Origin of the sequence: Thioalkalivibrio thiocyanodenitrificans ARhD 1, from assembly GCF_000378965.1 — a bacterium.
GTDB lineage: Bacteria > Pseudomonadota > Gammaproteobacteria > Ectothiorhodospirales > Ectothiorhodospiraceae > Thioalkalivibrio_A > Thioalkalivibrio_A thiocyanodenitrificans.
In genome coordinates this window covers 148,845-174,265 of the sequence record NZ_KB900536.1, presented here as the reverse complement: position 1 = coordinate 174,265, position 25,421 = coordinate 148,845, and the positions used below count along the sequence as shown (strand labels likewise).

The 25,421-nt window shown below is 66.4% G+C and carries 24 protein-coding genes; 13 read left to right on the top strand and 11 right to left on the bottom strand.

The features are described 5' to 3' along the window. Nucleotides 1-21 precede the first annotated feature (21 nt). The 9 genes from THITHI_RS0100715 to dapC form a co-directional block, all read right to left on the bottom strand. The gene (locus THITHI_RS0100715; protein WP_026185935.1) at nucleotides 22-492 is read right to left on the bottom strand and encodes an aminoacyl-tRNA deacylase; all 471 of its coding nucleotides are present in this window, start codon (nucleotides 490-492) and stop codon (nucleotides 22-24) included. Nucleotides 493-560: 68 nt separating this feature from the next. Continuing rightward, the gene (locus THITHI_RS0100710) at nucleotides 561-1,862 is read right to left on the bottom strand and encodes a TlpA family protein disulfide reductase (protein ID WP_018231147.1); all 1,302 of its coding nucleotides are present in this window, start codon (nucleotides 1,860-1,862) and stop codon (nucleotides 561-563) included. A 129-nt stretch (nucleotides 1,863-1,991) separates the two neighbouring features. Beyond that, nucleotides 1,992-3,530, bottom strand: a complete 1,539-nt coding sequence (locus THITHI_RS19685; protein WP_018231146.1) for a DUF3300 domain-containing protein — start codon at nucleotides 3,528-3,530, stop codon at nucleotides 1,992-1,994. Nucleotides 3,531-3,788: 258 nt separating this feature from the next. Beyond that, entirely contained in the window at nucleotides 3,789-4,748 is a 960-nt protein-coding gene (locus THITHI_RS0100700; RefSeq protein ID WP_018231145.1) for a pyridoxal-phosphate dependent enzyme, read from the bottom strand. A gap of 41 nt (nucleotides 4,749-4,789) precedes the next feature. Continuing rightward, complete coding sequence (locus THITHI_RS20025) at nucleotides 4,790-4,933, bottom strand: DUF3096 domain-containing protein (protein WP_018231144.1); 144 nt, start codon at nucleotides 4,931-4,933, stop codon at nucleotides 4,790-4,792. Nucleotides 4,934-5,060: 127 nt separating this feature from the next. After that, nucleotides 5,061-6,191 (bottom strand): succinyl-diaminopimelate desuccinylase, encoded by a 1,131-nt coding sequence (gene dapE, locus THITHI_RS0100690; protein WP_018231143.1) that lies wholly within the window; start codon nucleotides 6,189-6,191, stop codon nucleotides 5,061-5,063. Nucleotides 6,192-6,273: 82 nt separating this feature from the next. Beyond that, nucleotides 6,274-6,618 carry an ArsC family reductase gene (locus THITHI_RS0100685; protein ID WP_018231142.1) on the bottom strand — a complete coding sequence of 115 codons (345 nt, stop codon included), beginning with the start codon at nucleotides 6,616-6,618 and terminating at the stop codon, nucleotides 6,274-6,276. Nucleotides 6,619-6,724: 106 nt separating this feature from the next. After that, nucleotides 6,725-7,546 carry a 2,3,4,5-tetrahydropyridine-2,6-dicarboxylate N-succinyltransferase gene (gene dapD, locus THITHI_RS0100680; RefSeq protein ID WP_018231141.1) on the bottom strand — a complete coding sequence of 274 codons (822 nt, stop codon included), beginning with the start codon at nucleotides 7,544-7,546 and terminating at the stop codon, nucleotides 6,725-6,727. A 30-nt stretch (nucleotides 7,547-7,576) separates the two neighbouring features. Then, nucleotides 7,577-8,773 carry a succinyldiaminopimelate transaminase gene (gene dapC, locus THITHI_RS0100675; RefSeq protein ID WP_018231140.1) on the bottom strand — a complete coding sequence of 399 codons (1,197 nt, stop codon included), beginning with the start codon at nucleotides 8,771-8,773 and terminating at the stop codon, nucleotides 7,577-7,579. Between the two features lie 139 nt (nucleotides 8,774-8,912). Between dapC and THITHI_RS0100670 the strand changes: the two genes are divergently transcribed. Both THITHI_RS0100670 and THITHI_RS0100665 read left to right on the top strand, forming a co-directional pair. Continuing rightward, nucleotides 8,913-9,476: a pyridoxamine 5'-phosphate oxidase family protein gene (locus THITHI_RS0100670; protein ID WP_018231139.1), complete on the top strand. Its 564-nt coding sequence runs from the start codon at nucleotides 8,913-8,915 to the stop codon at nucleotides 9,474-9,476. After that, on the top strand, nucleotides 9,473-9,847 hold the full coding sequence (locus THITHI_RS0100665; RefSeq protein ID WP_018231138.1) for a VOC family protein: 375 nt from the start codon (nucleotides 9,473-9,475) through the stop codon (nucleotides 9,845-9,847). Before THITHI_RS0100670 ends, THITHI_RS0100665 begins: the two co-directional genes overlap by 4 nt. A gap of 110 nt (nucleotides 9,848-9,957) precedes the next feature. Here THITHI_RS0100665 and glnD read toward each other — a convergent pair whose 3' ends face one another. Further along, on the bottom strand, nucleotides 9,958-12,651 hold the full coding sequence (glnD, locus tag THITHI_RS0100660; protein ID WP_018231137.1) for a [protein-PII] uridylyltransferase: 2,694 nt from the start codon (nucleotides 12,649-12,651) through the stop codon (nucleotides 9,958-9,960). Nucleotides 12,652-12,659: 8 nt separating this feature from the next. Next, nucleotides 12,660-13,439 carry a type I methionyl aminopeptidase gene (map, locus tag THITHI_RS0100655; protein ID WP_018231136.1) on the bottom strand — a complete coding sequence of 260 codons (780 nt, stop codon included), beginning with the start codon at nucleotides 13,437-13,439 and terminating at the stop codon, nucleotides 12,660-12,662. A gap of 265 nt (nucleotides 13,440-13,704) precedes the next feature. Here map and rpsB point away from each other — a divergent pair, with 265 nt between their 5' ends. From rpsB to lpxD, 11 genes are all read left to right on the top strand, one after another. Then, the gene (gene rpsB, locus THITHI_RS0100650; RefSeq protein ID WP_018231135.1) at nucleotides 13,705-14,565 is read left to right on the top strand and encodes a 30S ribosomal protein S2; all 861 of its coding nucleotides are present in this window, start codon (nucleotides 13,705-13,707) and stop codon (nucleotides 14,563-14,565) included. A gap of 99 nt (nucleotides 14,566-14,664) precedes the next feature. Continuing rightward, nucleotides 14,665-15,546 carry a translation elongation factor Ts gene (gene tsf, locus THITHI_RS0100645; protein ID WP_018231134.1) on the top strand — a complete coding sequence of 294 codons (882 nt, stop codon included), beginning with the start codon at nucleotides 14,665-14,667 and terminating at the stop codon, nucleotides 15,544-15,546. A 223-nt stretch (nucleotides 15,547-15,769) separates the two neighbouring features. Continuing rightward, on the top strand, nucleotides 15,770-16,498 hold the full coding sequence (gene pyrH / locus THITHI_RS0100640) for a UMP kinase (RefSeq protein WP_018231133.1): 729 nt from the start codon (nucleotides 15,770-15,772) through the stop codon (nucleotides 16,496-16,498). A gap of 6 nt (nucleotides 16,499-16,504) precedes the next feature. After that, nucleotides 16,505-17,062, top strand: coding sequence for a ribosome recycling factor (gene frr / locus THITHI_RS0100635; RefSeq protein WP_018231132.1), 558 nt, complete (start codon nucleotides 16,505-16,507; stop codon nucleotides 17,060-17,062). A 32-nt stretch (nucleotides 17,063-17,094) separates the two neighbouring features. Next, nucleotides 17,095-17,844, top strand: a complete 750-nt coding sequence (gene uppS, locus THITHI_RS0100630) for a polyprenyl diphosphate synthase (protein ID WP_018231131.1) — start codon at nucleotides 17,095-17,097, stop codon at nucleotides 17,842-17,844. After that, entirely contained in the window at nucleotides 17,831-18,652 is an 822-nt protein-coding gene (locus THITHI_RS0100625; RefSeq protein ID WP_026185933.1) for a phosphatidate cytidylyltransferase, read from the top strand. The genes uppS and THITHI_RS0100625 overlap by 14 nt, the downstream gene beginning before the upstream one ends. A 79-nt stretch (nucleotides 18,653-18,731) precedes the next feature. Then, a complete protein-coding gene (ispC, locus tag THITHI_RS0100620; RefSeq protein WP_033336979.1) occupies nucleotides 18,732-19,958 on the top strand; it encodes a 1-deoxy-D-xylulose-5-phosphate reductoisomerase in 1,227 nt (408 codons plus the stop codon). After that, nucleotides 19,955-21,319, top strand: a complete 1,365-nt coding sequence (rseP, locus tag THITHI_RS0100615; protein ID WP_018231128.1) for an RIP metalloprotease RseP — start codon at nucleotides 19,955-19,957, stop codon at nucleotides 21,317-21,319. The genes ispC and rseP overlap by 4 nt, the downstream gene beginning before the upstream one ends. Before the next feature lie 7 nt (nucleotides 21,320-21,326). Beyond that, the gene (gene bamA, locus THITHI_RS0100610) at nucleotides 21,327-23,606 is read left to right on the top strand and encodes an outer membrane protein assembly factor BamA (RefSeq protein ID WP_018231127.1); all 2,280 of its coding nucleotides are present in this window, start codon (nucleotides 21,327-21,329) and stop codon (nucleotides 23,604-23,606) included. A gap of 104 nt (nucleotides 23,607-23,710) precedes the next feature. Continuing rightward, entirely contained in the window at nucleotides 23,711-24,238 is a 528-nt protein-coding gene (locus THITHI_RS0100605) for an OmpH family outer membrane protein (protein WP_026185932.1), read from the top strand. A 92-nt stretch (nucleotides 24,239-24,330) separates the two neighbouring features. Next, a complete protein-coding gene (gene lpxD / locus THITHI_RS0100600) occupies nucleotides 24,331-25,344 on the top strand; it encodes a UDP-3-O-(3-hydroxymyristoyl)glucosamine N-acyltransferase (protein ID WP_018231125.1) in 1,014 nt (337 codons plus the stop codon). Nucleotides 25,345-25,421: the final 77 nt, after the last annotated feature.

Genomic DNA, 25,421 nt, shown 5'->3' with positions numbered 1-25,421 from the left:
CCCGGGTCACGCCCTCACCGGTCAGACATGGGTGCTGAAATCCCCGTGGCGCGCCTGGCCCAGCAGGGTGCGGAAAGACTCGCCGCTCAGGTGGATCAGCGACTCGTGGTCGCCGCCCTCGATGTAGACGTCGTCCTGTGCCGCGAGGCTGTCATCCAGCAGGGTCTCCATGCCGTAGGCGGCGCCCAGGGCCGGCACGGCGCCGCGCTCGCAGTCCGGAAACAGGCGTCCCATCTCCGCTTCGGTGGCCAGGCCCACGTGCTCGCCCAGGGCCTGGTGCAGGCGCCCCAGCTTGAGCCGCCGGGTGGCGGGGAGGGCGGCCAGCAGGAGCTGGCCGCCGTTCTCCAGAACCACGGCCTTCGCCAGGGAGTCTCCCGGCACATGCGCCGCCTCGGCGCTGCGATTGGCCGACGGGGTATGGGCATGTGTCACCACCTGGTAATCCACGCCATGCCCGTCCAGAAAGGCCTTGAGGGTTTCCGCGATGGCCATGGTCATGCCTCCGTGAAGCTGAACCTGCCTTCAAGTATAGATCGGCCCCGCGGGACCCGCCGTCCCCGTCATTCCTCGCTGCGCAGCCGGTCGATCACCGCCCGGACCTCTTCGGTGTCCCATTCGATGGCGGTATTGACCGAGTAGCGGACCCGGCCCCGGGCGTCCAGCAGGAAAGAACTGGGCAGGGCGAACACCCGCCAGCGGGCGGATACGGCGCCGTCCACGTCCATGAGCACGGGAAAGTCCACCTGCACCTCGTCCATGAACGCCAGGATGTGCGCCGCGTCTTCCTGGAAATTGATGGAGACGATGGCGAACTCGTCCTCGTGATAGGCCGCGGCCAGCCGGTTCATGGAGGGGATCTCGTGGACACAGGGCGGGCACCAGGTGGCCCAGAAGTTCACCAGCGTGACCCGGCCCAGGCTTTCCTCCAGCGTGTGGCGTTCCCCGCGGGCATCCAGCAGGTCATAGCCGGGGGCCGGTTCGGCCGGGCGTTCCACCAGGCCGTAGGCGGTGGCGATGGAGCGATCGGCATCCGGGTCCAGGGCGCCCATCCGCTCCGGCCGGGGCGTGGCGGTCAGCAGACGCGCGGCGGCCATGAGCCGGGCGGGCGTCTCGTCCAGGACGGCCCGGACGTCCGGCGGGACCTCCCCCCCGAAGCCTTCGAAGACCCCGGAGTCCGGCGATTCCGTGTGGAACAGGTAGTAGTCACGCATGCCCGGGATCAGCCAGCCGTAGGCGGGGCTGCCGGCCCGGTGAAGGGTCTCCAGCAGTTCCGCCAGGCGCAGTCGGTGCGTGCCCAGTTCCGGCTGCATCACGGCCACGGGCAGGGTGGTGGCGCCGGTGATGCCCATCAGTTCGGGGTCCTCGCCGGCCACCGGTGTGCCCCTGAACAGGTTGGGGAAGAACAGCACGCCGCCGGCCACGGCCGACATGTCTGCGGCGCCCTCCTGCCAGGTGCGAAGCCCCCGCAGCAGGGGCACGGACATGCGGTCGCAGGCGATGACCACCACCGGCCCGAGCCCGCTGTCCGCTGCCGCCTGCAGCAGCGCCGCCACCGGATCGCCCTGCAGCGCGCGCACGGTCTCGTTGTCCCGCTGCAGCAGCAGGGATTTGAGCAGATCCACCTGCCAGACCGTCGCGCCGCGCGCCGCAAGGCGCGATGCCAGGTCATCGACCCCGCGCCGTTCGCCGTACTGGTTGATGAGCCATACGAACAGGGGACCGTCTCCATGACCTTCCGTGACCTGTACGTCCAGCCGGTCACCGCCGCCAAGGGGCACGGTGAACTCCGCCGCCTGCGTGGTGGAGGAGAGGATCAGGAGCGGGAAAAGGACAAGGACGAACAACAGGTAACGGTAGGGCACAAGTCGGGATCCATGGCGCGGTTGCGAAATGTCCGAGGGTCGTCAAGGGCCCTCCGGGCCGGCGCAGACTCTGCCATGCGGGGGCCCGTCTGGCAACGCCCGGCGGTTCCCGTCGCCGGGCCGGTCGGCTCAGCGGGAGAAACCGCCGCGCTGCTCGCCCCGGTTGCCGCCGCCCGCCCGGGGCCCCTGGCGGGTCCAGGTCTGGGACCGGCTGCTGCCGCGCCCCTCGGCGCGTCCCGGGCGGTGGGAGCCGTCGGCCTGCCAGGCACCGCGACTGCCTCCGGCGCGCGGTGTCCCCTGGTGGGTGGCATCACCCCGCTGGCTGCGCCAGGTGCGGGCATCCCGGCCGATCTGGTCCGAAGGCCGGCCGCGGGCGCGTTCCGTGTGCTGGCCGTCCCGCACGGCGACATCGGGCCGCTGTGCGCCGCGGGATGGCCGTGTCTCACCAGTGCGGCCGGCCCCGTGCCGTTCCGTCCATGCACGGCGGTCCTGGAGTTCGCGCCGGAGGGTCCCGGTCTGCTGTTCGGGGCCGGAGCGGTCCCGCAGACGGGGCGCGGCGTTGCGCCGGGGCGTGGTGTGATCCGTGGTGGCGGGACCCCGGCCGGTTCTTGCGCCGTCGCGACCCTCGTTCTGCCAGGCTCGGCGGGTGTCAGGGCCGGGGCTGCCGCGCGACTGCCGGTCGGAGCGGGTACGCGGACCCGTGCCTCGGCTCGACGTGTCGCCGCCGCGCCGTGTGCCGCGCGGCTGCCATGAGGGGGACGTTGGCCGGCCCGAGTAACGGCTGCCGGTCCCCGTGCGGGGGGCTTCCCGGGTGACCTGTCCATGCCGGCCGGTGAAGCGTTCCTGCACGGAGCGGTGCTTGTAGGCCACGCCGCGCCGGTGCCACGGGTCATGACGCCAGCGATACGTGCCCGGACGTGCCTTGCTGCCCACATGACGGTGCCGGTCATAGTGGCGGATGACGACCACGTGGCGGTGATGCCAATTGAAGGTGCTGAAAAAGAACCCGTGGGACACCGGGACGCCGCTCACCCAGGTGATGCCGACGCTGAACGTGTGACCGTAGGGGGGATGCCAGTACACCGGTGCGTACGCGGGCCACCACCAGCCACCGTAGACCACCGTGGGCCGGTAGTAGGGCACGTACACCACGCGGGGATTGGCCGGCTCGATGACGATGACCTCGCGGTCCCGAACCACGCGGATGTGTTCCTGGCGTTGCAGTTGTCCCGCCTCGTGGGCCTTGTGCCGCAGTTCCTGGATCATGGCGGCCACGTCCTCCTCCTGGAGCAGGAACGCGTCGCCCACGTTGCGGGTCCAGGACAGGTCCTCGTTCATCTGCGCCAGTACGCGGGGGAAGGCCACCAGCGCCTTGACGCTGGGATCCCAATCCCGATCCTCCACCGCATCCACCGCCGCCCTGCCCTCCAGAACGGGGTTGTCACGGGACCAGCGCGCGGCTTCCACCACCTCCAGGGGGTAGGTGGCGGCCATGAGGATCTGCGACAGCAGGGCGTCCGGGTACAGGGCGACGGGGGCCAGCATCTGCGCCAACTCGCCTTCGGTGAAGGGCTCCTCATCCAGGGCAGCGGCGTTCGGCGCCGTCAGGAGCATACCGAGCGTGAGTGCCAAGAGCAGGGCGGCCAGCGGCCTGGCGGGGCGCTTCATGGGCGGATCCTCCTCGGACGGCGGGGTGGTGGCGGGGCAGGCGTCTGCCCCGGGCCCATAAAAGTTCCGACCTCGCGGCTCCGGCTCCGTTCCCCGGGGTGATCCCCCCAGCGGATGCCTGTGAGTCGGGAATCTCGCCCCAGCGTCACACAGACAAGCTGAACGGGCGCTGAACCGTGCGCTTCGGATTCCGTCCCCTGGATAAGTCAGAGGGCCTGCCCATCCGCTGCTGCGAGGGTGGGGAGGAAACCCGCCGCGTCAGCGATTCTCCGGTGACCAGGGCAGGTGGTCCGGATCCACGTTTCCGCCGGAGAGGATGATGCCCACCTTGAGCCCCGCGCAGGTGCGCGGTGATTCCCGCAGTGCGGCAACCGGCACCGCGGCGGAGGGTTCGATGATCAGTTTGGTGCGTTCCCAGACAAATCGCATGGCCTCGATGATGGCCGCCTCGCCCGCCGGCAGGATGCGCTCCACGTGCTCGTGCAGGACGGGGAAGGTGAGACTGCCCAGGGTGCCGCGCAGGCCGTCCGCCACGGTCCGGGGCTGTGCGCAGGGGATGATGTGCCCCGCCGCCAGTGAACGGATGGCGTCGTCGGCACCTGCCGGTTCGGCCCCGAGAATGCGAATGTCCGGGCTGAGTGCGCGGGCCGCGATGGCCGTGCCGCTCAGCAGGCCGCCGCCCCCCACCGGCGCGATGATGGCATCCAGGTCCGGGTGATCCTCGAGCAGTTCCAGGGCGGCGGTGCCCTGTCCGGCGATGATCCGGTGGTCGTTGTAGGGGTGGATGACCGTGGCGCCGGTTTCGGCAACGAGCTCGGCCAGGGCCTCTTCCCGGGCCCGTACCGACGGCTCGCAATAGCGCACCCGGGCGCCGTAGCCCGCCACGGCCGCCTTCTTGACCTCCGGCACATCGTGGGGCATGACCACGTGAGCGGGGATGCCCCGTGTGTGCGCGGCCAGCGCCAGTGCCTGCCCGTGGTTTCCGGAGGAATGGGTGGCCACGCCCCGGGCGGCCTCTTCGTCGCCGAGGGAGCAGACGGCATTGGTGGCGCCGCGGATCTTGAAGGCGCCGACCTTCTGGAGGTTCTCGCACTTGAGCAGTATGCGCGCACCGAGCCAGTGGTCGAGACTCGTGCAGGTGAATACGGGTGTGCGATGCACATGCGGCCGGATGCGTCTGGCCGCTTCGCGGATGTCGGCGAGCACGGGTGCGGGCATGGATGAAATCCGGGGTCCGGTGAGTCCGGGTGCGTCCCGGTTCAAATGCGGATGTTGAGCAGGCCGATGATCCCGATGGCGATCAGGTAGATGGCCACCACGTAATTGAGCAGCCGCGGTTTCACAAGGATCAGGATGCCGGCGATCAGGGCGAGCAGCGGGGCCAGGCTCAGTTGCAGGGTCATCGGGTTTGTCCTCCTCGCGGGTTGTGTCGGGTTGTCCACGGGGCATGGTTCATCCCCGGCTCCTGTTTGTAACACACGCCCGGGGTCCGGCGGCCGTACCTCGCGCCCAAATGCGGCGCCCGAGGGCTCAGGCGCCCAGCAGGCGGCGCAGGATTTCCGCGTAGACACGTGACAGGACATCCAGGTCCTCGACCCGCACGTGCTCGTCGATCTTGTGGATGCTGGCATTCACGGGCCCCAGTTCCACCACCTGGGCGCCGGTGGGTGCGATGAACCGGCCGTCGGAGGTGCCGCCGGCGGTGGACAGTTCCGTGTCGTGGCCGGTGATCTCGCGGATCGCGGCACGGGCCGCCTCCACCAGTTCCCCCTCGGCGGTGAGGAAGGGGTGGCCCGACAGGCGCCAGGTGAGTGCATAATCCAGGTCATGGGCATCCAGTACCTGGTGCACCCGGGCACGGATGCCCTCGTCGGTCTGTTCCGTGGAGAAGCGCAGGTTGAAGGTCACCGCCAGTTCGCCGGGGATCACGTTCTCCGCCCCTGTACCCGCCTGGATGCCGGCGATCTGGAAGGAGGTGGCCGGGAAGTGCTCGTTGCCGCGGTCCCATTCAATGCCCGCCAGTTCCGTCAGGGCGGGCAGGGCACGATGCACCGGGTTGTCCGCCAGATGGGGATAGGCCACGTGGCCCTGCTGGCCACGTACCCGCAGGTGCCCCGAGAGGGAGCCCCGGCGTCCGTTCTTGATCACGTCGCCGAGGCGCGCGGTGCTGGAGGGTTCGCCCACCAGGCACCAGTCGATCTTGTCGTTTCTCGATTCCAGCCATTCCACCACCTTCACCGTGCCGTTGACGGACGGGCCTTCCTCGTCGGAGGTGATGAGCAGGCCGATGGAGCCGGTGTGATCCGGATGCGCTTCGAGAAACCGTTCGCAGGCGGTGACAAACGCCGCGATGGAACTCTTCATGTCCGCCGCGCCGCGCCCGTAGAGCAGCCCGTCCCGGATCTCCGGGCGGAACGGGTCCGAGGACCACTGTTCCGGCGGCCCCGGAGGCACGACGTCGGTGTGTCCGGCAAAGGCCAGCACCGGACCCTCGCTGCCCCGGCGCAGCCAGAGATTATCCACCTCCCCGAAGCGCAGATGATGGGCCTCGAAGCCCAGCGGCGCCAGGCGCTCCGCGATGAGTTGCTGGCAGCCGGCATCCTCCGGCGTAACGGAGCGGCGGCGGATGAGTTCCCGGGCGAGGTCGAGGGTGTCGGACATCGGATGGTCAGTTGTCAGTTGTCGGTAGGGAATTGTATCGGGTGGCTGAGATGGCAGTGTAAAGCGAACCGCTACCGGAGAACTATTTGAAGCATTGTGTGAGCGCCTGGGCGTCAAAGCCCACCAGCACCTGCTTGCCGTGCTCGACCACCGGGCGCCTGATGAGGGTGGGCTGCTCCAGCATCAGGGCGGCGGCGTGCTTCTCGTCGATGCCGTCGCGCACGCCCTCGGGCAGCCTGCGCCAGGTGGTGCCGCGGCGGTTGAGCAGCGCCTCCCAGCCCACGGCCTTTATCCAGGCATCCAGTTTCTTCGCCTCCAGGCCGTCGGCGCGGAAGTCATGGAAGCGGTAGTCGACGCCGTGTGCATCCAGCCACCTGCGCGCCTTCTTCACGGTGTCGCAGTTCCTGATGCCGTATAGCGTGGTCATGGGTTGTCCGTAAGGGGTGAGGGGTGAGGGGTAAGGCGTGAGGGGGGAGGGGGGAGGGGGCAATGACCAAAACCCCTACCTCTCACGCCTCCCCCCTCACGCCCATTCAGATATCCCGCAGCAGTTCGTTGAGGCCCACCTTGGAGCGGGTCTTCTCGTCCACCTTCTTTACGATCACGGCGCAGTACAGGCTGTACTTGCCGTCCCTGGACGGCAGGTTGCCCGAGACCACCACGGAGCCGGCGGGTACGCGGCCGTAGAGGACCTCGTCTTTCTCCCGATCGTAGATGCGGGTGCTCTGGCCGATGTACACGCCCATGGAGATCACGGAGCCTTCCTCGACGATCACGCCCTCCACGATCTCCGAGCGGGCGCCGATGAAGCAGTTGTCCTCGATGATGGTGGGCGCGGCCTGCAACGGTTCCAGGACGCCGCCGATGCCCACCCCCCCGGAGAGGTGCACGTTCCTGCCGATCTGCGCACAGGAACCCACGGTGGCCCAGGTGTCCACCATGGTGCCGGTGTCCACGTAGGCGCCGATGTTGACGTAGGAGGGCATCAGCACCACGCCGGGTGCGATGTAGGAGCCCTTGCGGGCGGTGGCCGGTGGCACCACCCGGGCGCCGCCTTCACGAAAGTCCCGCGAGTTGGCGTCGGCCCACTTCGAGGGCACCTTGTCGTAGTAGTTGGTGAAACCGCCCTTGATGAACTGGTTGTCATGGATGCGGAACGACAGCAGCACCGCCTTCTTGAGCCAGTCGTTGACAATCCACTCCCCGTCCTTTTTCTCGGCCACGCGGGCGGTGCCCCGGTCCAGCATGTCGATGGCCTCCAGCACCGCGTCCTTCACGTGGGTCTCCACGTTGCGCGGGGTGATGTCTGCGCGGCGGTCAAAGGCCTCGTTGATGATCTCCTGAAGCTTGCTCATGGTGTGGCTCCGTTCATGTCTCGCAATGGGTCAAAGGGTTTCCATGAAGCGCCGGATGCGTCCGGCGGCCTCGATGCATTCATCCAGCGGTGCCACCAGTGCCATGCGCACCCGGTGGGCGCCGGGGTTTGCGCCGTCCGTGCTCCGGGAGAGATAGCTGCCGGGGAGCACGGTCACGTTCTCCCGTGCGAACAGCTCGCGGGCGAAGCGGTCGTCGTCCACCGGCGTCTCGGGCCACAGGTAGAATCCCGCGTCCGGGCGCTGCACGTTCAGCACGTCCCCCAGGATCTCCAGCATGGCGTCGAACTTGCGGGCGTACAGGCGGCGGTTCTCCTCCACGTGGGTCTCGTCCGACCAGGCGGCCCGGCTCGCGGCCTGGGTGGGCGGGGCCATGCTGCAGCCGTGGTAGGTGCGGTACAGGTGGAAGCGCTCCAGTATACCGGCATCCCCGGCGACGAATCCGGAACGCAGGCCCGGCACGTTGGAGCGTTTCGACAGGCTGTGGAACACCACGCAGCGCCGGTAGCCGGAGTTGCCCATGCGTGCCGCCGCCCCCAGCAGGCCCGGCGGCGGTGTGCTGCCCGGGAAGTGTATCTCCGAGTAGCACTCGTCGGCGGCGATGACGAAGTCGTGACGCTCGGCCAGCTCGATGGCAAGGCGCAGAGAGGCCTCGTCCATGACGGCCCCGCCCGGGTTGCCCGGGCTGCACAGGTACAACAGCTGGCAACGCGCCCACACCGATGCGGGCACGGCCTCCAGATCCGGCAGAAACCGGTTCCGGGCGGTGAGATTCAGATAATGGGGCTCCGCGCCCGCCAGCAGGGCAGCGCCCTCGTAGATCTGGTAGAAGGGATTCGGCATCACCACCAGCGGGCGGCTTGTACGGTCCACCACGCACTGGGCCAGTGCGAACAGGGCCTCCCGGGTGCCGTTGACCGGCAGCACGTGGCGGGCGGGATCCAGGGAATCCGCGGGCAGGTCGAAACGCCGCGCCGTCCAGGCGGCGATGGCCTCACGCAGGGTGTCTTCGCCCCGGGTGAGCGGGTAGCGCGCCAGGCCGTGCAGGTGGCTCGACAGGGCCTCGGCGATGAATGCCGGCGCGGGGTGCCCGGGTTCGCCGATGGACAGGGCGATATGCTCCCTGTCCGCCGGCGGGGTGATCCCGGCCTTGAGTTCCGCAAGCTTCTGAAACGGATAAGGCTGGAGGCGGTCCAGGTCGGGGTTCATGGGCGGTCGGGTTCGGGGCGTCGGCGAAGAGGGCGATTATACGTGAAGGGGAAAGGCCTTGCAGGTGCAGAGGCTGTCGCGTTTCCAGCGCCTGCAACGGTATGCTGGTAGCCTGGCATAGCCCTTCAACGGAGTGTCCATGGGCAAGATCCTCAACTTCATCACCCCGGCGCAGGCCACGTTCATCCGGGCGCAACCCGTCTACTTCGTGGCCACCGCGCCGCGCGCCGACAACGGGCATGTGAACCTCTCGCCCAAGGGTCTGGACAGCTTCCGGATGCTCAGCCCCAACGCGGTGGCCTATCTGGATCTGACCGGCAGCGGCAACGAGACCGCCGCCCACCTGAAGGAGAACGGACGGATCACCCTGATGTTCTGCGCCTTCGAGGGCGCCCCGGGCATCGTGCGCCTGTACGGACAGGGGCGGGTGGTGCGCCCGGGAGATCCGGACTGGGCCGGATTGGTGCGGCAATTCCCGGATTTTCCGGGTATTCGTCAGATCGTGCGGGTGGACGTGCGCCACACGCAGACGTCGTGCGGATTCGGCGTGCCGGAGATGAACATGGTGGGACAGCGCGACGCGCTGGAGGCCTGGGCCCGTCGCAGGGGGCCCGAAGGGGTCGTGGCGTATCAGCGGCTCAGGAACCACGTGAGCATCGACGGGCTGCCGGCGCCGGGGCTCGAGGCCGAGCCGGAGCCATGAGCGGGCAGTTTCGCGGTCTCCACCATGCGAGTCTCCTGGTCGCCGACACGCAGCGCTCGCTGGACTTCTACCGGGATGTGCTGGACATGCCGGTGCTCGACCGTCCCGATCTGCCGTTCCCCGGCGCCTGGCTGGAGGCGGGCGGGCAGCAGATCCACCTGCTGGAACTGCCGAACCCGGATCCCGTCGAAGGCCGTCCGGAACATGGCGGCCGTGACCGGCACGTGGCCCTGCTGGTCGCCGGGCTCGACAGGATCTGTCAGCGCCTGGAGGCGGCGGGCATAACCTATACCCGGAGCCGGTCGGGCCGGTCCGCCGTATTCGTGCGGGATCCGGACGGCAATGCATTGGAGCTTATGGAAGCTCCCTAGAGACAAGATACAAGATGCAAGCCTGATTCGGCATGTCGCGTGAAAGTGGCTAACTTTCCACTTCCCACTTCCCACTTCCCACTTCCCACTTCCCGATTCTCACTTCGTACTTACTCAAGCGCTTCCCTCAACGCCTTCTCGATCTCCGCCTGCCGCGCGCTGTCCGTGACGGGCCGGTCCTCCAGGTCCGTGATGTAGAACACGTCGTCGGCCTGTTCACCGGCGGTGGCGATCTTGGCGTTGTGCACCCGGATTCCGCAGCGGGTGAGTGTGGTGCCGATGCGTGACAGAAGTCCCGGACGGTCGCCGGTGGTGATGGCCAGCACGGTGCGGTTGAAGTAGAGCTTCTCGCCGAATTCTATGCGCGTGGGCACGTTGAAGTGGCGCAGGCGGCGGGGCGTGTCGCGCACCACGGCGGTGGGGGGGCGGTCGGGGTTGGCCAGGCGGCGCGTCAGCGTCTGTGCAATCTCGTCCATGCGCATCTCCCCGTCCACGGGCTGCCCGGCATCCTCCAGCACCAGGTAGGTATCCAGGGTCTTGCCGTTGCGGGTGGTGATGATGCGCGCGTCCACGATGTCCAGACCCAGCTGGGTCAGTGCGGTGGTGGTCAGGGCGAACAGGTGCGGATGGTCATCCGTGTAGACGAAGATCTCCGTGCTGCCCCGGGCGGTCTCCTGGCGCACCCGTACCAGCGGCGTGGTGTCCGCTTCCAGCACCGCGCGGGTGTGCCAGGCGATCTCGTCGGCGGAATGGCGCAGGAAATACTCGGGCTCGAACGCCTTCCAGAGCGCCAGGCAGGCGGCCTCGTCGACGCCCGCGCCGCGCAGCAGATCCAGGGCCTGGGTCTGGACCTCGCCCATCAGTTCGTCCTGGCCCAGGGGATTGTCCAGGCCGCGGCGCAGCATGCGCTGAGTGGCGCCGTACAGCGTGGCCAGCAGCGAGTCCTTCCATGAGTTCCAGTGATCCGGGTTGGTGCCCCGGATGTCGGCCACCGTGAGCAGGTAGAGGTGATCCAGGCGCATGCTGTTGCCCACCTGGGTGGCAAACTCCAGCACGACGTCCGGGTCGGAGATGTCCCGGCGCTGCGCGGTCAGGGACATCAGCAGGTGAACGCGCACCAGCCAGGACACGAGGTTCGCGTCGTAGCGGGAAAGTCCGTGCTGCAGGCAGAATTCCCTGGCCTCTCCCGCCCCGAGCTCGGAATGGTCCCCGCCGCGCCCCTTGGCGATGTCGTGGAACAGGCCCGCCAGATACAGCAGTTCCGGCTTGGGGATGCCCTTGAAGACGTGGTTGCAATGGGGCAGCTCGTCGGCCAGTTCGGGCACGGCGAAGCGGCGCAGGTTGCGCACCACGAACAGGGTGTGCTCGTCCACCGTGAACGCGTGGAACAGGTCGTACTGCATGCGTCCGACGATCATGCCGAATGCCGGCAGGTACGCGGCCAGGATCCCGTAACGGTTCATGCGCCGCAGCTGGTTCGTGACGCCCCGGGGCTGGCGCAGGATCTCCATGAACAGGCTGCGGCAGGCCGGCCTTGAGCGGAAATCCTCGTCGATCAGGGAGCGGTGGGTGCGGATCTGGCGGATGGTGGAGGCGCGTACCCCCTTGAGCTCCGGGTGCTGCTCCAGCAGGAGAAAGAGCTCCAGGAGGGCGGGGGGATGGCGCAGGAAGACCCGGTCGTCCACCGTTTCCAGATAGCCGTGCCGGGCCTGGAAGCGGCGGTTGATCGGCGCCGGGGTGTCATCCCCGTCATCGGGCAGCATGGCCTCCTTGAAATGCTGCAGCAGGATCTCGTTGAGCCGCTCGAGCTCCATGACCGTGCGGAAGTACTGCTGCATGAACTGTTCCACGGCCAGGTTGTGGTTCTGGTCGGTGAATCCCAGCTGGTCGGCCAGGGATCGCTGGTGGTCGAACAGGAGACGGTCTTCCCTTCGCCCCGTGAGCGTGTGCAGGGCGAAGCGCACGCGCCACAGGAAGGTCTGGCCGTCGATCAGATCCCGGTATTCCTCCTCGTTGAGGAAATGGTGCTCCACCAGTTCGTGCAGGCTGCTGCCGCCGAAGTGGCGGTGCGTCACCCAGCCGATCATCTGGATATCGCGCAGCCCCCCGGGGCTTTCCTTGAGATTGGGTTCGAGCCGGTAGGCGGTGTCGCCGTAACGGTGGTGACGGGCATCCTGCTCGCTCAGCTTGGCAAAGAAATACTCGTTGCTTGCCCACAGCCGGGCGGGTGACATGGACTGCTCCAGCCGGTCCATGAGGGTCTCGTCTCCGGCCAGCAGGCGGGCCTCCATGAGATTCGTGGCCACGGTGATGTCCCGGCGCGCCTCCTGCATGCATTCGTCCAGGCTGCGCACGCTGTGGCCCACGTCCAGGCCGATGTCCCAGAGGAAGGTGAGGAATCGCCCGATATCATCTCCGCAATCCTCCGTGAGTTCGGTGTCGCACAGCAGCAGCAGGTCCACGTCGGAGCCGGGGTGAAGCTCGCCGCGGCCGTAGCCGCCCACCGCCACCAGGGCCAGCTTCGGATGGCGGCCCAGGCCGAATCCGTCCCAGGCCAGCCCCAGCAGCCGGTCGACAATGGCGGCCCGGCCGTGCACCAGTTCCACCACGCTGACCCCGGAACGGAAGCCGGCCTCAAGTGTTCGCCGCGTCGCTTCCAGGAAATCGCTGTAGGTGGCGACGTCGGCGGCATGGTCGCGCAGGCGCCGGTCGTGGTATTCCCAGTCCAGGGGATGGGCCACCGCGTCCGGCAGGGGGACCCAGTCATGGGGGGTCTGGTCGTCGATGGGGGAGGCGATGGCCATGGTGAGGCTCAGGCGGCGGTCTGTTCCTTTTCTTCGCCGCGCAGGGTGAGCACCTCGTGTCCGTCCGCCGTGACCAGGATGGTGTGTTCCCACTGGGCGGAGAGGCTGTGATCCTTGGTCACGACGGTCCAGCCGTCGGCCAGCAGCCGCGTATGGCGCCTGCCGGCGTTGACCATGGGTTCGATGGTGAATGTCATGCCCGGTTCCAGTTCCAGCCCGGTGCCCGGTTCCCCGTAGTGCAGCACCTGGGGGTCTTCGTGGAACACGCGGCCGATGCCGTGGCCGCAATACTCGCGCACCACGCTGCAGTGGTTGGCCTCCACGTACTGCTGGATGGTGTGGCCGATGTCGCCCAGCCGGGCGCCGGGGCGTACCTGTCCGATGCCCAGCCAGAGTGCCTTGTGGGCCACGTTCACCACCCGCCGGGCGCTGACCGAGGGCTTGCCGACGCAGAACATGCGGCTGGTGTCGCCGTGAAAGCCGTCCTTGATCACGGTGACATCGATATTGAGGATGTCGCCGCCCTTGAGCCGCCGGTCGCCGGGGATGCCGTGGCATACCTGATGATTGACCGAGGTACAGATGGAGCGGGGAAAGCCCTTGTAGTTGAGGGGCGCGGGAATGGCGTCCTGCTCATTGACGATATAGTCATGGCAGATGCGGTCCAGTTCGTCGGTGGTGATCCCCGGCTGGACATGGGGAATGATCATCTCGAGGACCTGCGCGGCGAGCCGCCCGGCCACGCGCATCTTCTCGATCTCTTCGGGGGTCTTGATGGTGACGGCCATGACGTTCCAATCCGGGCTTTCAAAGCGCCCTAGAATGACAGGGCCGCCGGACCCGGTCAAAAGCCCTGACGTGCCGGGGGAGTTTGTTGTGGCGGGGCGATTATGGTATAAAGCGCCCGCGCCGGGTGTAAACCCGCCGGGCGCGACGTGAACCACTAAATCCGCACATGCGCCGACACATCCAGTCGGGTGCCGCTGCCCAAGGGCGGGGGTTTCTGGATGGGGTGCATGGAGGCCCAACCCAGACCAATTCGGAGAATACCTTATGTCTAGCGTGACCATGCGCCAGATGCTGGAGGCCGGTGTCCATTTTGGCCATCAGACCCGCTACTGGAATCCCAAGATGGCCCCCTTCATCTTCGGGGACCGCAACAAGATCCATATCATCAATCTCGAGAAGACCCTGCCTCTGTTCAACGAGGCGATGAACTATCTGGGCAAGCTGGCCGGCAACGGCGGCAAGATCCTGTTCGTGGGCACCAAGCGTTCGGCCCGCGAAACCATCGCCGAAGAGGCCATCCGCTGCAAGATGCCGTTCGTGAACCACCGCTGGCTCGGCGGCATGCTCACCAATTTCAAGACCGTGCGCGAATCCATTCGCCGGCTCAAGGAGCTGGAGCTGATGCGCGACGACGGCACCCTGAACCGTCTGGGCAAGAAAGAGGCCCTGATGCGTACCCGTGAACTGGACAAGCTCGAACGCAGCCTGGGCGGCATCAAGGACATGGGCGGCCTGCCGGACGCCATGTTCGTCATTGACGTGGGTTACGAGAAGATCGCCGTCAGCGAAGCCAACAAGCTGGGTATCCCGGTGGTTGCCGTGGTGGACACCAACAACTCCATTGAAGGTGTCGATTACGTGATCCCCGGCAACGATGACGCCATGCGCGCCATCCAGCTCTATGTCTCCGCGGCAGCCGACGCCATCAGCAATGCACAGGTGGCCGTGCGGGCCGCCGCCGCATCCGGTGATGACGAGTTCGTCGAGGTCAAGGACACCGCCGAGGCGCCCAGGAAGAAGGCGGCTGCAAAGAAGAAGGCCGCGCCGCCGGCCGACGCCGACAAGCCGGCTGAAGCTCCGGCCGAGTCCGGGGCGGCGGCCGAGTCCGGAGCCGCGGCAGAGTGACAATGCGCCGCCCCGGCTGGGGCGGCGCAACCATCGGCGGGCCCCGGCAGGCGCCGGGGCCGTTGCCCGATTCACAGAATTCGATTCAGGAGTATTCCCATGCAGATTACCGCATCCATGGTCAAGGAACTGCGCGAGCGCACCGGCGCCGGCATGATGGAGTGCAAGAAAGCGCTCACCGAGACGGGCGGCGACATGGAGGCCGCCATCGATCTGATGCGCAAGTCCGGCCAGGCAAAGGCCGACAAGAAGGCCGATCGCGTGGCCGCCGAGGGGCAGGTCATGGTGGCGTTGTCCGACGATGCCGGCCGTGCCGCCATCGTCGAGGTCAATTGCGAGACCGACTTCGTGGCCAAGGACGAGAACTTCGAGAGATTCGCCGACCGCGTGGCGTCACTGGTGCTCGCCAATGGCCCCGCCGACGTCGAGGCGCTGATGGCGCTCGACGCCGGTGACGGCACGCTGGAGCAGGCCCGTGCCGCCCTGGTGGCCAAGATCGGCGAGAATGTTCAGGTGCGCCGCTTCGAGCGCCTGGAGGCCGGTGACGGCAGCGAGTTCGGTTACTATCGTCACGGCAACCGCATCGGCGTGGTGGTGGAACTGGCCGGCGGTGACGCCGAACTTGCCAAGGACATCTCCATGCACATCGCCGCCAGCCGGCCCGTGTGCGTGGACGAGTCCGAGGTGCCCCAGGACCTGCTGGACAAGGAGCGCGAGATCTTCTCCGCACAGGCCGCCGAAAGCGGGAAGCCGCCGGAGATCGTCGAGAAGATGGTCACCGGCCGCATCAAGAAGTACCTGGCCGAGATCACCCTGGTGGGGCAGCCCTTTGTCAAGGACCCGGACAAGACCGTGGGCAAGCTGCTGGACGGGGCAAACGCCACGGTGCGCCGGTTTGTCCGCTACGAGGTCGGCGAGGGGATCGAGAAGAAATCCGAGAACTTTGCCGAAGAGGTCATGGCCCAGGCCAGGGGCGCCTGATTCGGAACACACAGGGGGCGCCGGCAGGAGCCCCTTTTTTTGCGGGCCAGCCTGGATGATCCGGCCGGGGATTGCGGTGCCGGCGTGTGTCGATGCCCGCGGCGTGTCCGATGACTGTACGGATGAGATGGGCCCCCCGGGGCCCGGTGAACGCCGGGCCTGCCGTGTCGGTCGGGGAGGCATCTCCCTCATAACAACGCATGACAGGAAACCAGGGTCACCCATGAGCGAACAACCCCGTCCGGCATACAAGCGCATTCTGCTCAAGCTGAGTGGCGAGGCCCTCATGGGGGATCAGGACTACGGTATCGATCCCAGGGTGATCGACCGCATCGCCCGGGAGGTGACCGAGTTGAGCCGGATCGGTGTGGAGGTGGCCATCGTCATCGGTGGCGGCAACATCTTCCGCGGCGCCGGACTGGCCGAGGCGGGCATGGACCGGGTCACCGCCGATCACATGGGCATGCTGGCCACGGTCATGAACGGGCTGGCCATGCAGGATGCCCTGGAGCGCGTGGGCAAGTTCTGCCGCGTGATGTCGGCGTTGCAGATCAACCAGGTCTGCGAGGACTACATCCGGCGCCGTGCCGTGCGTCACCTGGAAAAGGGTCGGATCGTGGTGTTTGCCGCCGGTACCGGAAACCCCTTCTTCACCACCGATACCGCCGCCAGCCTGCGGGCCATCGAGATCAATGCCGACATCATGATCAAGGCCACCAAGGTGGACGGGGTCTATGATTCTGATCCGTTCAAGAATTCCGGCGCCGTGCGCTACGAGCGTCTGACCTACGAGGAGGCCCTCACCCGCCACCTGGAGGTCATGGATGCCACCGCGCTGGTCATGTGCCGGGACAACAACATCCCCTTGCGGGTGATCAATATATTCAATGAGGGCGACCTGATGCGGCTCGTGACCGGCGAACCCATCGGCACCCTGGTCGAAAGAGGCTGAGATCCCATGACTGATGCCATCAAGAAGGATGCCAAGAACCGCATGGGCAAGAGTATCGAATCCCTGCGACACGAAATGGCCAAGATCCGTACGGGGCGTGCCCACACCAGCCTCCTCGATCATGTCACCGTGGAGTACTACGGCGCCGAAGTGCCGATCAGCCAGGTGGCCAACGTGAACGTGGAGGATGCCCGTACGCTGACGGTCACGCCCTGGGAGAAGGACATGGTGGGTAAGGTGGAGAAGGCCATCATGACCTCGGATCTGGGCCTCAACCCGGCCACCCAGGGGACCGTGATTCGCGTGCCCATGCCGGCACTGACCGAGGAACGCCGCAAGGACCTGGTCAAGGTGGTGCGTAACGAGGCCGAGAATGCCCGTGTGGCGGTGCGCAACATCCGCCGTGATGCCAACAACGCCCTCAAGGCCCTGCTCAAGGACAAGGAGATCTCCGAGGACGAGGAGCGCCGGGGCCAGGACGAGATCCAGAAGCTGACCGACGCCCACATCGAGGAGGTGGACAAAGTCCTTGCCGAAAAGGAAAGGGAACTGATGGAAGTGTAGGGCGTGCAAGCGCCGATTCCGTCGTTCGTTCCGTGAGCTCCGACGTCTCCCACAAGCATGCCATACCCCGCCATGTGGCCATCATCATGGATGGCAACGGCCGCTGGGCGCGCGCGCGTCATCTGCCTCGCACCGAGGGACACCGCCAGGGGGTGCACGCCACCCGCGCGGCCGTGCGCTTCTGTGCTTCCCGGGGCGTGGAGGCATTGACGCTGTTTGCCTTCAGCAGTGAGAACTGGCGCCGCCCGGCCGGCGAGGTGAACACGCTCATGGGCCTGTTTGTCACTGCCCTGGAGAAGGAGCTTCCGGAACTCGAATCCAGGAATATCCGCGTGCGGTTCATCGGGGAACGGGAGAACTTCTCCGGCAAGCTCAGGTCCCGGATCGATGAGGCCGAGCGGCGTACCGCCGGCAATACCGGTATGCATCTGGTCATTGCCGTGAGCTATGGGGGGCGCTGGGACATCGTGTGCGCCACCCGGCGGTTGGCGGAGCAGGCGGCGGCAGGCAGCCTCGAGCCCGGTTCCATCACGGCGGAAATGCTCGATGCCGGGTTGTCCACCGCCGGCCTGCCTGAACCGGACCTGTTCATTCGCACCGGCGGCGAGCGCCGGCTGAGCAACTTCCTGCTCTGGCAGCTGGCCTATACCGAGCTGTTCTTCAGCGATGTGCTGTGGCCGGATTTCGATGCGTCGGAACTGGAGGCGGCCTTCGGGTTCTTCGCCCGGCGCGAGCGCCGCTTCGGTCGCACCGGTGAACAGGTGAGCCGTGAGCGGGCTTAGGCCGCGGGTCATCACGGGCGTGGCACTGGCGGCCGGCGTCCTGGCCGCGATCCTGCTGCTGCCCACCGCCCTGTTCCTGCTGCTGGTGCTGGCGGTGCTGCTGCTGGCCGCCTGGGAGTGGTCGCGGCTCATGGGGGTCGAGGAGAAGCCGGTGCGTATCCTCTACCTGGGCCTTTGCCTGCTGGCGGGCTTCGTGGCCCTGGACCACGTCCTGACGCTCGAGCGGCTGTGGCCGGTGCAGGCGGGTGTGATATGGTGGGCGTTGGTCGTGGTCCTGCTCGCGGTCTACCGCCCCGGCGGTCCCGGCGCGGGAAGTCCCGCCCTGAAGGGGATTGCGGGTGTGCTGACGCTGGTGCCCGCCTGCGTCGCGCTGGTGGTCTTTCACTCGCTCCAACCCGCCTGGCTGGTCTTTCTGCTCCTGCTGACCTCCTGCGCCGACAGCGCCGCCTATTTCACGGGCCGGCGCTTCGGCCGCAGCAAGCTGGCACCGCACATCAGCCCGGGCAAGACCCGCGAGGGCCTGTTCGGCGCCCTGGCTGCCACACTGGTGCTGGGGCTGGCGGGTGCCCGGTACTTCGAGGTGCACCAGGGCCTGTGGTTCTATTTCGTCGCACTGTGCCTGGTAACCGTATTGTTGTCCGTGGCCGGGGACCTGTTCGAAAGTCTGATCAAGCGCGAGGCGGGCGTGAAGGACAGTGGACAGATTCTCCCGGGGCACGGCGGTGTACTGGACAGGATCGACAGCGTGACGGCTGCCGCCCCGGTGTTCCTGATGGGTCTGCTATGGGGTGGCATCCTGGCCCGGTGACGGACAGGGCAACGACGGTGGAGAGTGATGCGGCATACACAATTCACAGCATGGTGTGGCCATCGGGCCCGCGGCCGCGATGACTGAACGGGCCGCGCGCGCCTCCATTGGCGTCACGATACTGGGTTCCACCGGCACCATCGGCGTGAATACCCTGGATGTGTTGTCGCGTCACCCGGATCGTTTCCATGTGGTGGCGTTGACCGCCCAGGGCAACGCGGATCGGCTGGCCGAACAGTGTCGCCGGTTCCGGCCCGAGTACGCGGTAATGGTGTCCCCCGACGGCGCCCTGCGGCTGGAAGAATTACTGGCCGGATCGGATCTGCCCACCCGCGTGCTGTCGGGGCCGGAGGCGCTCGAGCAGGTGGTGGAACTGGAGGCCACCCGGTATGTCATGGCCGGCATCGTGGGCGCCGCCGGACTGCTGCCCACCCTGGCGGCCGCCCGGGCGGGAAAGCGGGTCCTGCTGGCCAACAAGGAGGCCCTGGTCATGTCGGGGCAGCTGTTCATGGACGAGGTGCGTGCCAGCGGCGCCGAGCTGCTGCCCATCGACAGCGAGCACAATGCGGTGTTTCAGTGCATGCCGGCGGATTTCGGCCGGGGCCTGGGCGACGTGGGCGTCGAGCGGATCGTGCTTACCGCCTCCGGCGGGCCGTTTCGGACCTTTAGCGCCGAGGACATGGCCGCCGTGACGCCGGAGCAGGCCTGTGCCCATCCCAACTGGGTCATGGGCCGCAAGATCTCCGTGGATTCCGCCACCATGATGAACAAGGGGCTGGAGGTCATCGAGGCCTGCTGGCTGTTCGGCACCGGCGCTGACCGCGTGGACGTAGTGCTTCATCCCCAGAGCGTGATTCATTCCATGGTGTCCTTCAGTGACGGCTCTGTGCTGGCGCAACTGGGCAATCCCGACATGCGCACCCCCATCGCCCATGCCCTGGCGTGGCCGGAACGGGTGGCCTCGGGTGTCGACCCCCTGGACATCGTGGCCGTGGGGCAGCTGGATTTCGAGCGCCCGGATCCGGACCGTTTCCCTTGCCTGCGGCTGGCCTACGAGGCCCTTGCGGCGGGCGGTACGGCCACGGCGGTACTCAATGCCGCCAACGAGGTGGCCGTGGAGGCCTTTCTCGATTCCAGGCTGCCATTTACGGATATCCCGGACGTGATCGAACACGCGCTGGCGCAGACGACCCCGGGACCGGCCGGCGATCTCGAACAGATTCTGACGGCGGACCGGGCGGCCAGACAGCTTGCCCGGGAACGCGTGGACCGGCTGGCCGGCATGCGGTTGGGGAGGGTGTCATGACCATCCTCATCAGCATCGCCGCCTTCGTGGTGGCTATCGGCGTGCTGGTCACCATTCACGAATACGGCCACTTCTGGGTGGCCCGGCGCATGGGTGTGAAGGTGCTGCGTTTCTCGGTGGGCTTCGGCAGGCCCCTGTGGAAGCGGGTCGCCGGGGCGGATCGCACCGAGTACGTGGTGGCCGCCATCCCCCTGGGCGGTTACGTGAAGATGCTCGACGAGCGTGACGGGGATGTGCCGCCGGGCGAGGATCTGACCCGGGCCTTCAATCGCCAGCCCGTGAGCAAGCGCATCGCCATCGTGGTGGCCGGGCCGGCGTTCAACTTCCTGTTTGCCATACTGGCGTACTGGCTCATGTTCATGGTGGGCGTGTCCGGCGTGAAGCCCGTGGTGGGGGAGGTGGTGCCCGCCTCCCTGGCCGCGGAGGCGGGATTTCAGAGGGGCGACCGGCTCATCAGCGTGGGAGACAGGCACACCCCCACCTGGGAACTGGCTTCCCTGGCGATACTGGAGCGCAGCCTGGAGGCGGGGGAGGTTGGCGTGCGCGTGGAGACGGAGGATGGCCGGGACTACGTGCGGCGACTGAATCTGAGCGATACCCGGCGGCTGCTGGACGAGGGGCCGCTGCTGGAGAAGCTGGGTATCGAACCCTGGCGGCCGGTACTCGAGCCGGTGCTGGGCGATCTGGTGTCGGGCGGCGCGGCGGAACGGGCCGGACTGCAAGCCGGCGATCGTATTGTGCGCTCCAACGGCGAGCCGGTGGAAACGTGGCAGCAGTGGGTTGCCATGGTCCAGGCGCGGCCCGATGAAACCCTGCGCCTTGAGGTGGAGCGCGACGGCGCGCGCCTGAACGTGGATGTACGCACCGATACGCGGGAGGAGAATGGCAGGTACATCGGCATGGTGGGCGCCCATGTGGACTTCGACCCCGCCCGTTTCGAACACATGCGCACGACGGTACGCCATGGGCCCGTGGAGTCCCTCGGACGGGGCGTCACCCGGACCTGGGACATGACCACGCTGACCCTGCGCGTGCTGTGGCGTCTGGTGCTCGGAGAGGCCTCGGTGAAGAATATCAGCGGTCCGGTTACGATCGCGGAGTATGCCGGAGTGACGGCCGTGATCGGTCTGTCGGCCTTCCTCGGTTTTCTGGCCATCGTGAGCATCAGTCTGGGTATCATCAACCTGCTGCCGATACCCATGCTGGATGGCGGGCATTTGCTCTACTATGTGGTGGAGATCGTCAAGGGGAGCCCTGTGTCCGCCCAGGTGGAGGCGGTGGGCCAGCGCGTCGGGATCCTGATGATCGCGATGCTGATGACGCTCGCCTTCTACAACGACATCATGAGAATACTGGGCTGACCCCTCTATGCTGAAACTTCTGGGACGCGTCCTTCTGCTGACGTTATGGTTTGCTGCATCCGCACAGGCCTCCACCTTCGCCATCGAGGATATCGAGGTGGAGGGCCTGGAGCGCATCGCCCCGGGGACGGTGTTCACCAATCTGCCCGTGCAGGTGGGAGATGTGTTCGACGATGCCCGCAGCGCCGAGGTGGTGCGGGCCCTGTTCCGCACGGGCTTCTTCTCCGACGTGACCCTGCGCCGCCGTGACAACGTGCTGGTGGTGGTGGTGGAGGAAAGGCCCGCCATCAACGAGATCAATATCTCCGGCAACCGGGACATCAAGGACGATGAGTTGATGGATGCCCTGCGCCAGGTGGGCATGGTTCGCGGAAGGGTGTTCAACCGCACCGTGCTGGAACGCATGGAGAACGAGTTGCGGCAGCAGTATTTTGCCCGCGGCAAGTACAACGTGCGCGTGGAAGTCGAGGTGGAGGAACTGCCCCGCAACCGGGTCGACGTGAACATCGATATTGCCGAAGGGCAGGTGGCCAAGATCAGGCGCATCAACCTGGTGGGCAACGAGACCTTCCGGGACAGGGATATCCTGCGCCGGTTCGATTCCGGCATACCCCGCTGGTATGCCTTCTTCAGCCGCCGGGATCACTATTCCCGTCAGAAACTGGCCGGTGACCTGGAGACGCTGCGCTCCAAGTACCTGGATGACGGCTTTGTCAATTTCAGTATCGACTCCACCCAGGTGACCCTCACGCCGGACCGCAAGGATATCTACATTACGGTGAATGTAGACGAGGGCGACCAGTACACCCTGAGCGATGTGCGCCTGGGGGGGAACCTCATCGTCGACGAGCAGGAATTGATGGAACTGGTGGATGTCTCGCCCGGTGATGTCTTTTCCCGCGCACGCATCACCGAGGCCGCTGAACGCATCACCCAGCGCCTCGGCGACGAGGGTTATGCCTTCGCCAACGTCAACCCCATTCCCGAGATGGACGACGAGAACCAGGAGGTGTCCCTGACCCTGTTCGTCGACCCGGGTCAGCGAGTCTACGTGAGGCGAATCAACTTCACCGGCAACGCGCGCAGCAAGGACGAGGTGTTCCGCCGCGAGATGCGCCAGATGGAAGGCGCCTGGTACAACGCGTCCAACGTGGACCGCTCGCGTGTGCGTCTGCAGCGCCTCTCCTATGTCGAGAACGTCAATGTCGAAACGCGTCGCGTCCCGGGCCAGGAAGATCAGGTGGACCTGGATATCTCGGTGAGGGAACGTCTGTCGGGCAGCTTCACGGTGGGTGTCGGCTATGCCCAGACTGAAGGCGTGCTGTTCAATCTGGGGCTTTCACAGGAAAACTTCTTCGGGACCGGGAACCGTCTCGACCTGGCATTCAACAACAGCAGTGTGCACACGATATACAGTGTCTCTTATGTGAACCCCTACTACACCATGGACGGCATCAGCCGGGGGTTCAGCCTGTTTTACCGGGAGACCGATGCATCCCAGGCGGATATTACCCGCTATGCCACGAACCGCTTTGGCGGCACCGTAAGCTACGGCATACCGCTGACCGAGTACGACACGTTCCGTGTGACGCCCGGTTATGAGCATGTGGAGGTCCTGACCACCGAGCTTTCCCCGGTGGAAGTCACCGATTTTCTTGATCGGAACGGCAACAACTTCAACCTCTATTCCCTGGAGACGTCCTTTACCCACGACACCCGGGATCGTACCGTGTTCGCCACGGAAGGCAATCTGCAGCGCGTGGGTCTCAAGGCAACGCTGCCCGGCAGCGACCTGGAGTTCTACAAGGCCGACTACCGTATGCAGTGGTTCAAACCGCTTCGTGAGAACCTCACCTTCGGGCTTTCGGCGGAAGTGGGTTACGCGGAGTCTTACGGCGACAACGAAGTGCCGTTCTTCGAACACTACTTTGCGGGTGGTGCCCGTTCGGTGCGGGGTTATCGGGATTTCAGCCTGGGGCCGCGCGACAGCACCAACAATGACCCCTTCGGCGGCACCTTCCGCGCCGTGGGTTCGACCGAGCTCCTGTTCCCGCCGCCTTTCCTGGAGGATATGGCCAATATCCGCATGAGCCTGTTCTTCGACGCGGGCCAGGTGTATGAAAGTTACGAGGATTTTGATGCCGGCGAGATCCGCACCTCCGTGGGTGTCGGCATGACCTGGCTGTCACCGGTGGGCGCGTTGACATTCAGTCTGGCGCAAGCGTTAAATGAAGGCCCGGATGACGAAAAGCAGGTCTTTCAGTTCAGCATCGGGGCCGCGTTTTGACCGGGCGCTTGCGTGCATCCGCACAGCGTTCGAAATGTCACGTCCCCCACATCAACGAGACGTTGGGCATGGTATCGTACCGGCGTAAGGAATGGAGACGAGTTTTGAATAGGAAGTCCGATTTGCTCAAGGCCGTGGTGCTCGGTATCGCCCTGCTGGCGGGTTCGCCGGCAGCCATGGCCTCTGAGGCCCGAGTGGCATTCGTCAATATCAATTTCATCATGGAACAATCGCCGCAGGCGGAAGCCGCCCTGGAGGCGCTGGAGAGGGAGTTCTCGCCGCGGGATGCGGAGCTTGTGGCCGAGCGCGATGCGCTTCGCCAGATGCAGGAACGTCTGGAACGGGATGCGGACGTGATGGGTGCAGAGCAGCGTGCCGAGCTGGAGCGCAGCTTCCGCAATCGTTCCCGTGAGTTCAAGCGGGCCCAGGACATGTTCAGCGAGGATCTGAACGCGCGCCGCAACGAGGAGCTCGGACGGCTGCAGCGTCTGGTCCAGAACGTCATTCTGGAGCTTGCGCAGCAGGAGAATCTCGACGTCGTGGTGACCGAGCGCAACGTGTTGTTTGCCAGCGAGCGCATCAATATCACGGAAAGGGTACTGGACAAGCTCAGGGAACAGCATGGCCGCTGATCGACCCGACAAGGCGTTTTCGCATGTATGCCGGCCGGGCGTGAACCGCGGGCGGTCGCCGCGCTGCGGCGATTCAGCATCCGGATCATCCGATGCCGATCAGCGCAGGTGAACTCGCCACCCGCCTAGGTGCGCAACTGAAGGGTGATCCCGAGACAGTCATCGACGGCGTGGCGCCCCTCGACCGTGCCGGCCCGGGCGAGCTGTCCTTCCTTTCGAGGGCACAGTTTGGTGCTCACCTGGCCACGACGCGTGCGGGTGTGGTCATCCTGTCCCCGGAGTACCTGGATCGCTGTCCGGTGGCGGCGATCGTCACCGACAATCCCTATCTGGCCTATGCGCGCGCCTGCGCGCTGATCTGTCCCGAGGAGAAGCGGGCCCCGGGGATTCATCCCTCCGCAGTGGTGGCCCCCAGAGCGCTCATTCATGAAAGCGCGAGCATCGGACCGCAATGCGTGGTGGAGTCGGATTGCGAGATCGGCGAGTCGGTGGTACTTGGCCCCGGCTGTATCGTGGGGGCCCGCTGCCGGATCGGCGCGCACAGCGTCCTGACCGCCCGCGTCACTTTGGGGCACGGTACCCGGCTCGGTCAGCGGGTGCGTATTCATCCGGGCGCCGTTCTGGGTGCCGACGGTTTCGGTTTCGCTCCGGACGGGGATCGCTGGGAGAAGGTGCCGCAGCTTGGCGCCGTGACGGTGGGCGATGACGTGGAGATCGGCGCCAATACGACCATCGACCGGGGTACCCTGGGGGATACGGTGATCGAGGAGGGGGTCAAGCTGGATAACCTGATCCAGGTGGCCCACAACGTCCGGATCGGTGCGCATACGGTCATTGCCGGCTGCACGGGCATTGCCGGCAGCACCCGTATCGGACGGAACTGCGCGATCGCAGGGGGAGCCGGTATAATCGGACACGCGGAGATCGCGGACCGGGTGACCGTCACCGCCATGTCGTTTGTGTCCCGGTCGATTCCGGAACCCGGCGTCTACGGCTCGGGCGTGCCGCACGTACCCATGCGGGAGTGGAGCCGCAGCCTGGTCCACTTGCGACATCTGGACGATCTGGTTCGACGAATCAGGAAGCTGGAAAACAACAGAATATAAGTGCGGGCAAGCGGAAGGCCCGCGATATGGCGGTCCCCGTGCCTGGCGCGAGGGCCTCGTCCGGGCATCATTTCATC

Excerpts from the sequence above, each read along its gene's own strand:
- pyrH (WP_018231133.1), top strand. The coding sequence starts at position 15,770 with ATGAGCGAACAACCCCGTCCGGCATACAAGCGCATTCTGCTCAAGCTG.
- rpsB (WP_018231135.1), top strand. The coding sequence starts at position 13,705 with ATGTCTAGCGTGACCATGCGCCAGATGCTGGAGGCCGGTGTCCATTTT.
- lpxD (WP_018231125.1), top strand. The coding sequence starts at position 24,331 with ATGCCGATCAGCGCAGGTGAACTCGCCACCCGCCTAGGTGCGCAACTG.
- ispC (WP_033336979.1), top strand. The coding sequence starts at position 18,732 with ATGACTGAACGGGCCGCGCGCGCCTCCATTGGCGTCACGATACTGGGT.
- bamA (WP_018231127.1), top strand. The coding sequence starts at position 21,327 with ATGCTGAAACTTCTGGGACGCGTCCTTCTGCTGACGTTATGGTTTGCT.
- dapD (WP_018231141.1), bottom strand. The coding sequence starts at position 7,546 with ATGAGCAAGCTTCAGGAGATCATCAACGAGGCCTTTGACCGCCGCGCA.
- THITHI_RS0100670 (WP_018231139.1), top strand. The coding sequence starts at position 8,913 with ATGGGCAAGATCCTCAACTTCATCACCCCGGCGCAGGCCACGTTCATC.
- dapE (WP_018231143.1), bottom strand. The coding sequence starts at position 6,191 with ATGTCCGACACCCTCGACCTCGCCCGGGAACTCATCCGCCGCCGCTCC.
- THITHI_RS19685 (WP_018231146.1), bottom strand. The coding sequence starts at position 3,530 with ATGAAGCGCCCCGCCAGGCCGCTGGCCGCCCTGCTCTTGGCACTCACG.
- frr (WP_018231132.1), top strand. The coding sequence starts at position 16,505 with ATGACTGATGCCATCAAGAAGGATGCCAAGAACCGCATGGGCAAGAGT.
- dapC (WP_018231140.1), bottom strand. The coding sequence starts at position 8,773 with ATGAACCCCGACCTGGACCGCCTCCAGCCTTATCCGTTTCAGAAGCTT.
- tsf (WP_018231134.1), top strand. The coding sequence starts at position 14,665 with ATGCAGATTACCGCATCCATGGTCAAGGAACTGCGCGAGCGCACCGGC.
- glnD (WP_018231137.1), bottom strand. The coding sequence starts at position 12,651 with ATGGCCATCGCCTCCCCCATCGACGACCAGACCCCCCATGACTGGGTC.
- THITHI_RS0100715 (WP_026185935.1), bottom strand. The coding sequence starts at position 492 with ATGGCCATCGCGGAAACCCTCAAGGCCTTTCTGGACGGGCATGGCGTG.
- THITHI_RS0100665 (WP_018231138.1), top strand. The coding sequence starts at position 9,473 with ATGAGCGGGCAGTTTCGCGGTCTCCACCATGCGAGTCTCCTGGTCGCC.
- map (WP_018231136.1), bottom strand. The coding sequence starts at position 13,439 with ATGGCCGTCACCATCAAGACCCCCGAAGAGATCGAGAAGATGCGCGTG.
- THITHI_RS0100685 (WP_018231142.1), bottom strand. The coding sequence starts at position 6,618 with ATGACCACGCTATACGGCATCAGGAACTGCGACACCGTGAAGAAGGCG.
- THITHI_RS20025 (WP_018231144.1), bottom strand. The coding sequence starts at position 4,933 with ATGACCCTGCAACTGAGCCTGGCCCCGCTGCTCGCCCTGATCGCCGGC.
- THITHI_RS0100700 (WP_018231145.1), bottom strand. The coding sequence starts at position 4,748 with ATGCCCGCACCCGTGCTCGCCGACATCCGCGAAGCGGCCAGACGCATC.
- rseP (WP_018231128.1), top strand. The coding sequence starts at position 19,955 with ATGACCATCCTCATCAGCATCGCCGCCTTCGTGGTGGCTATCGGCGTG.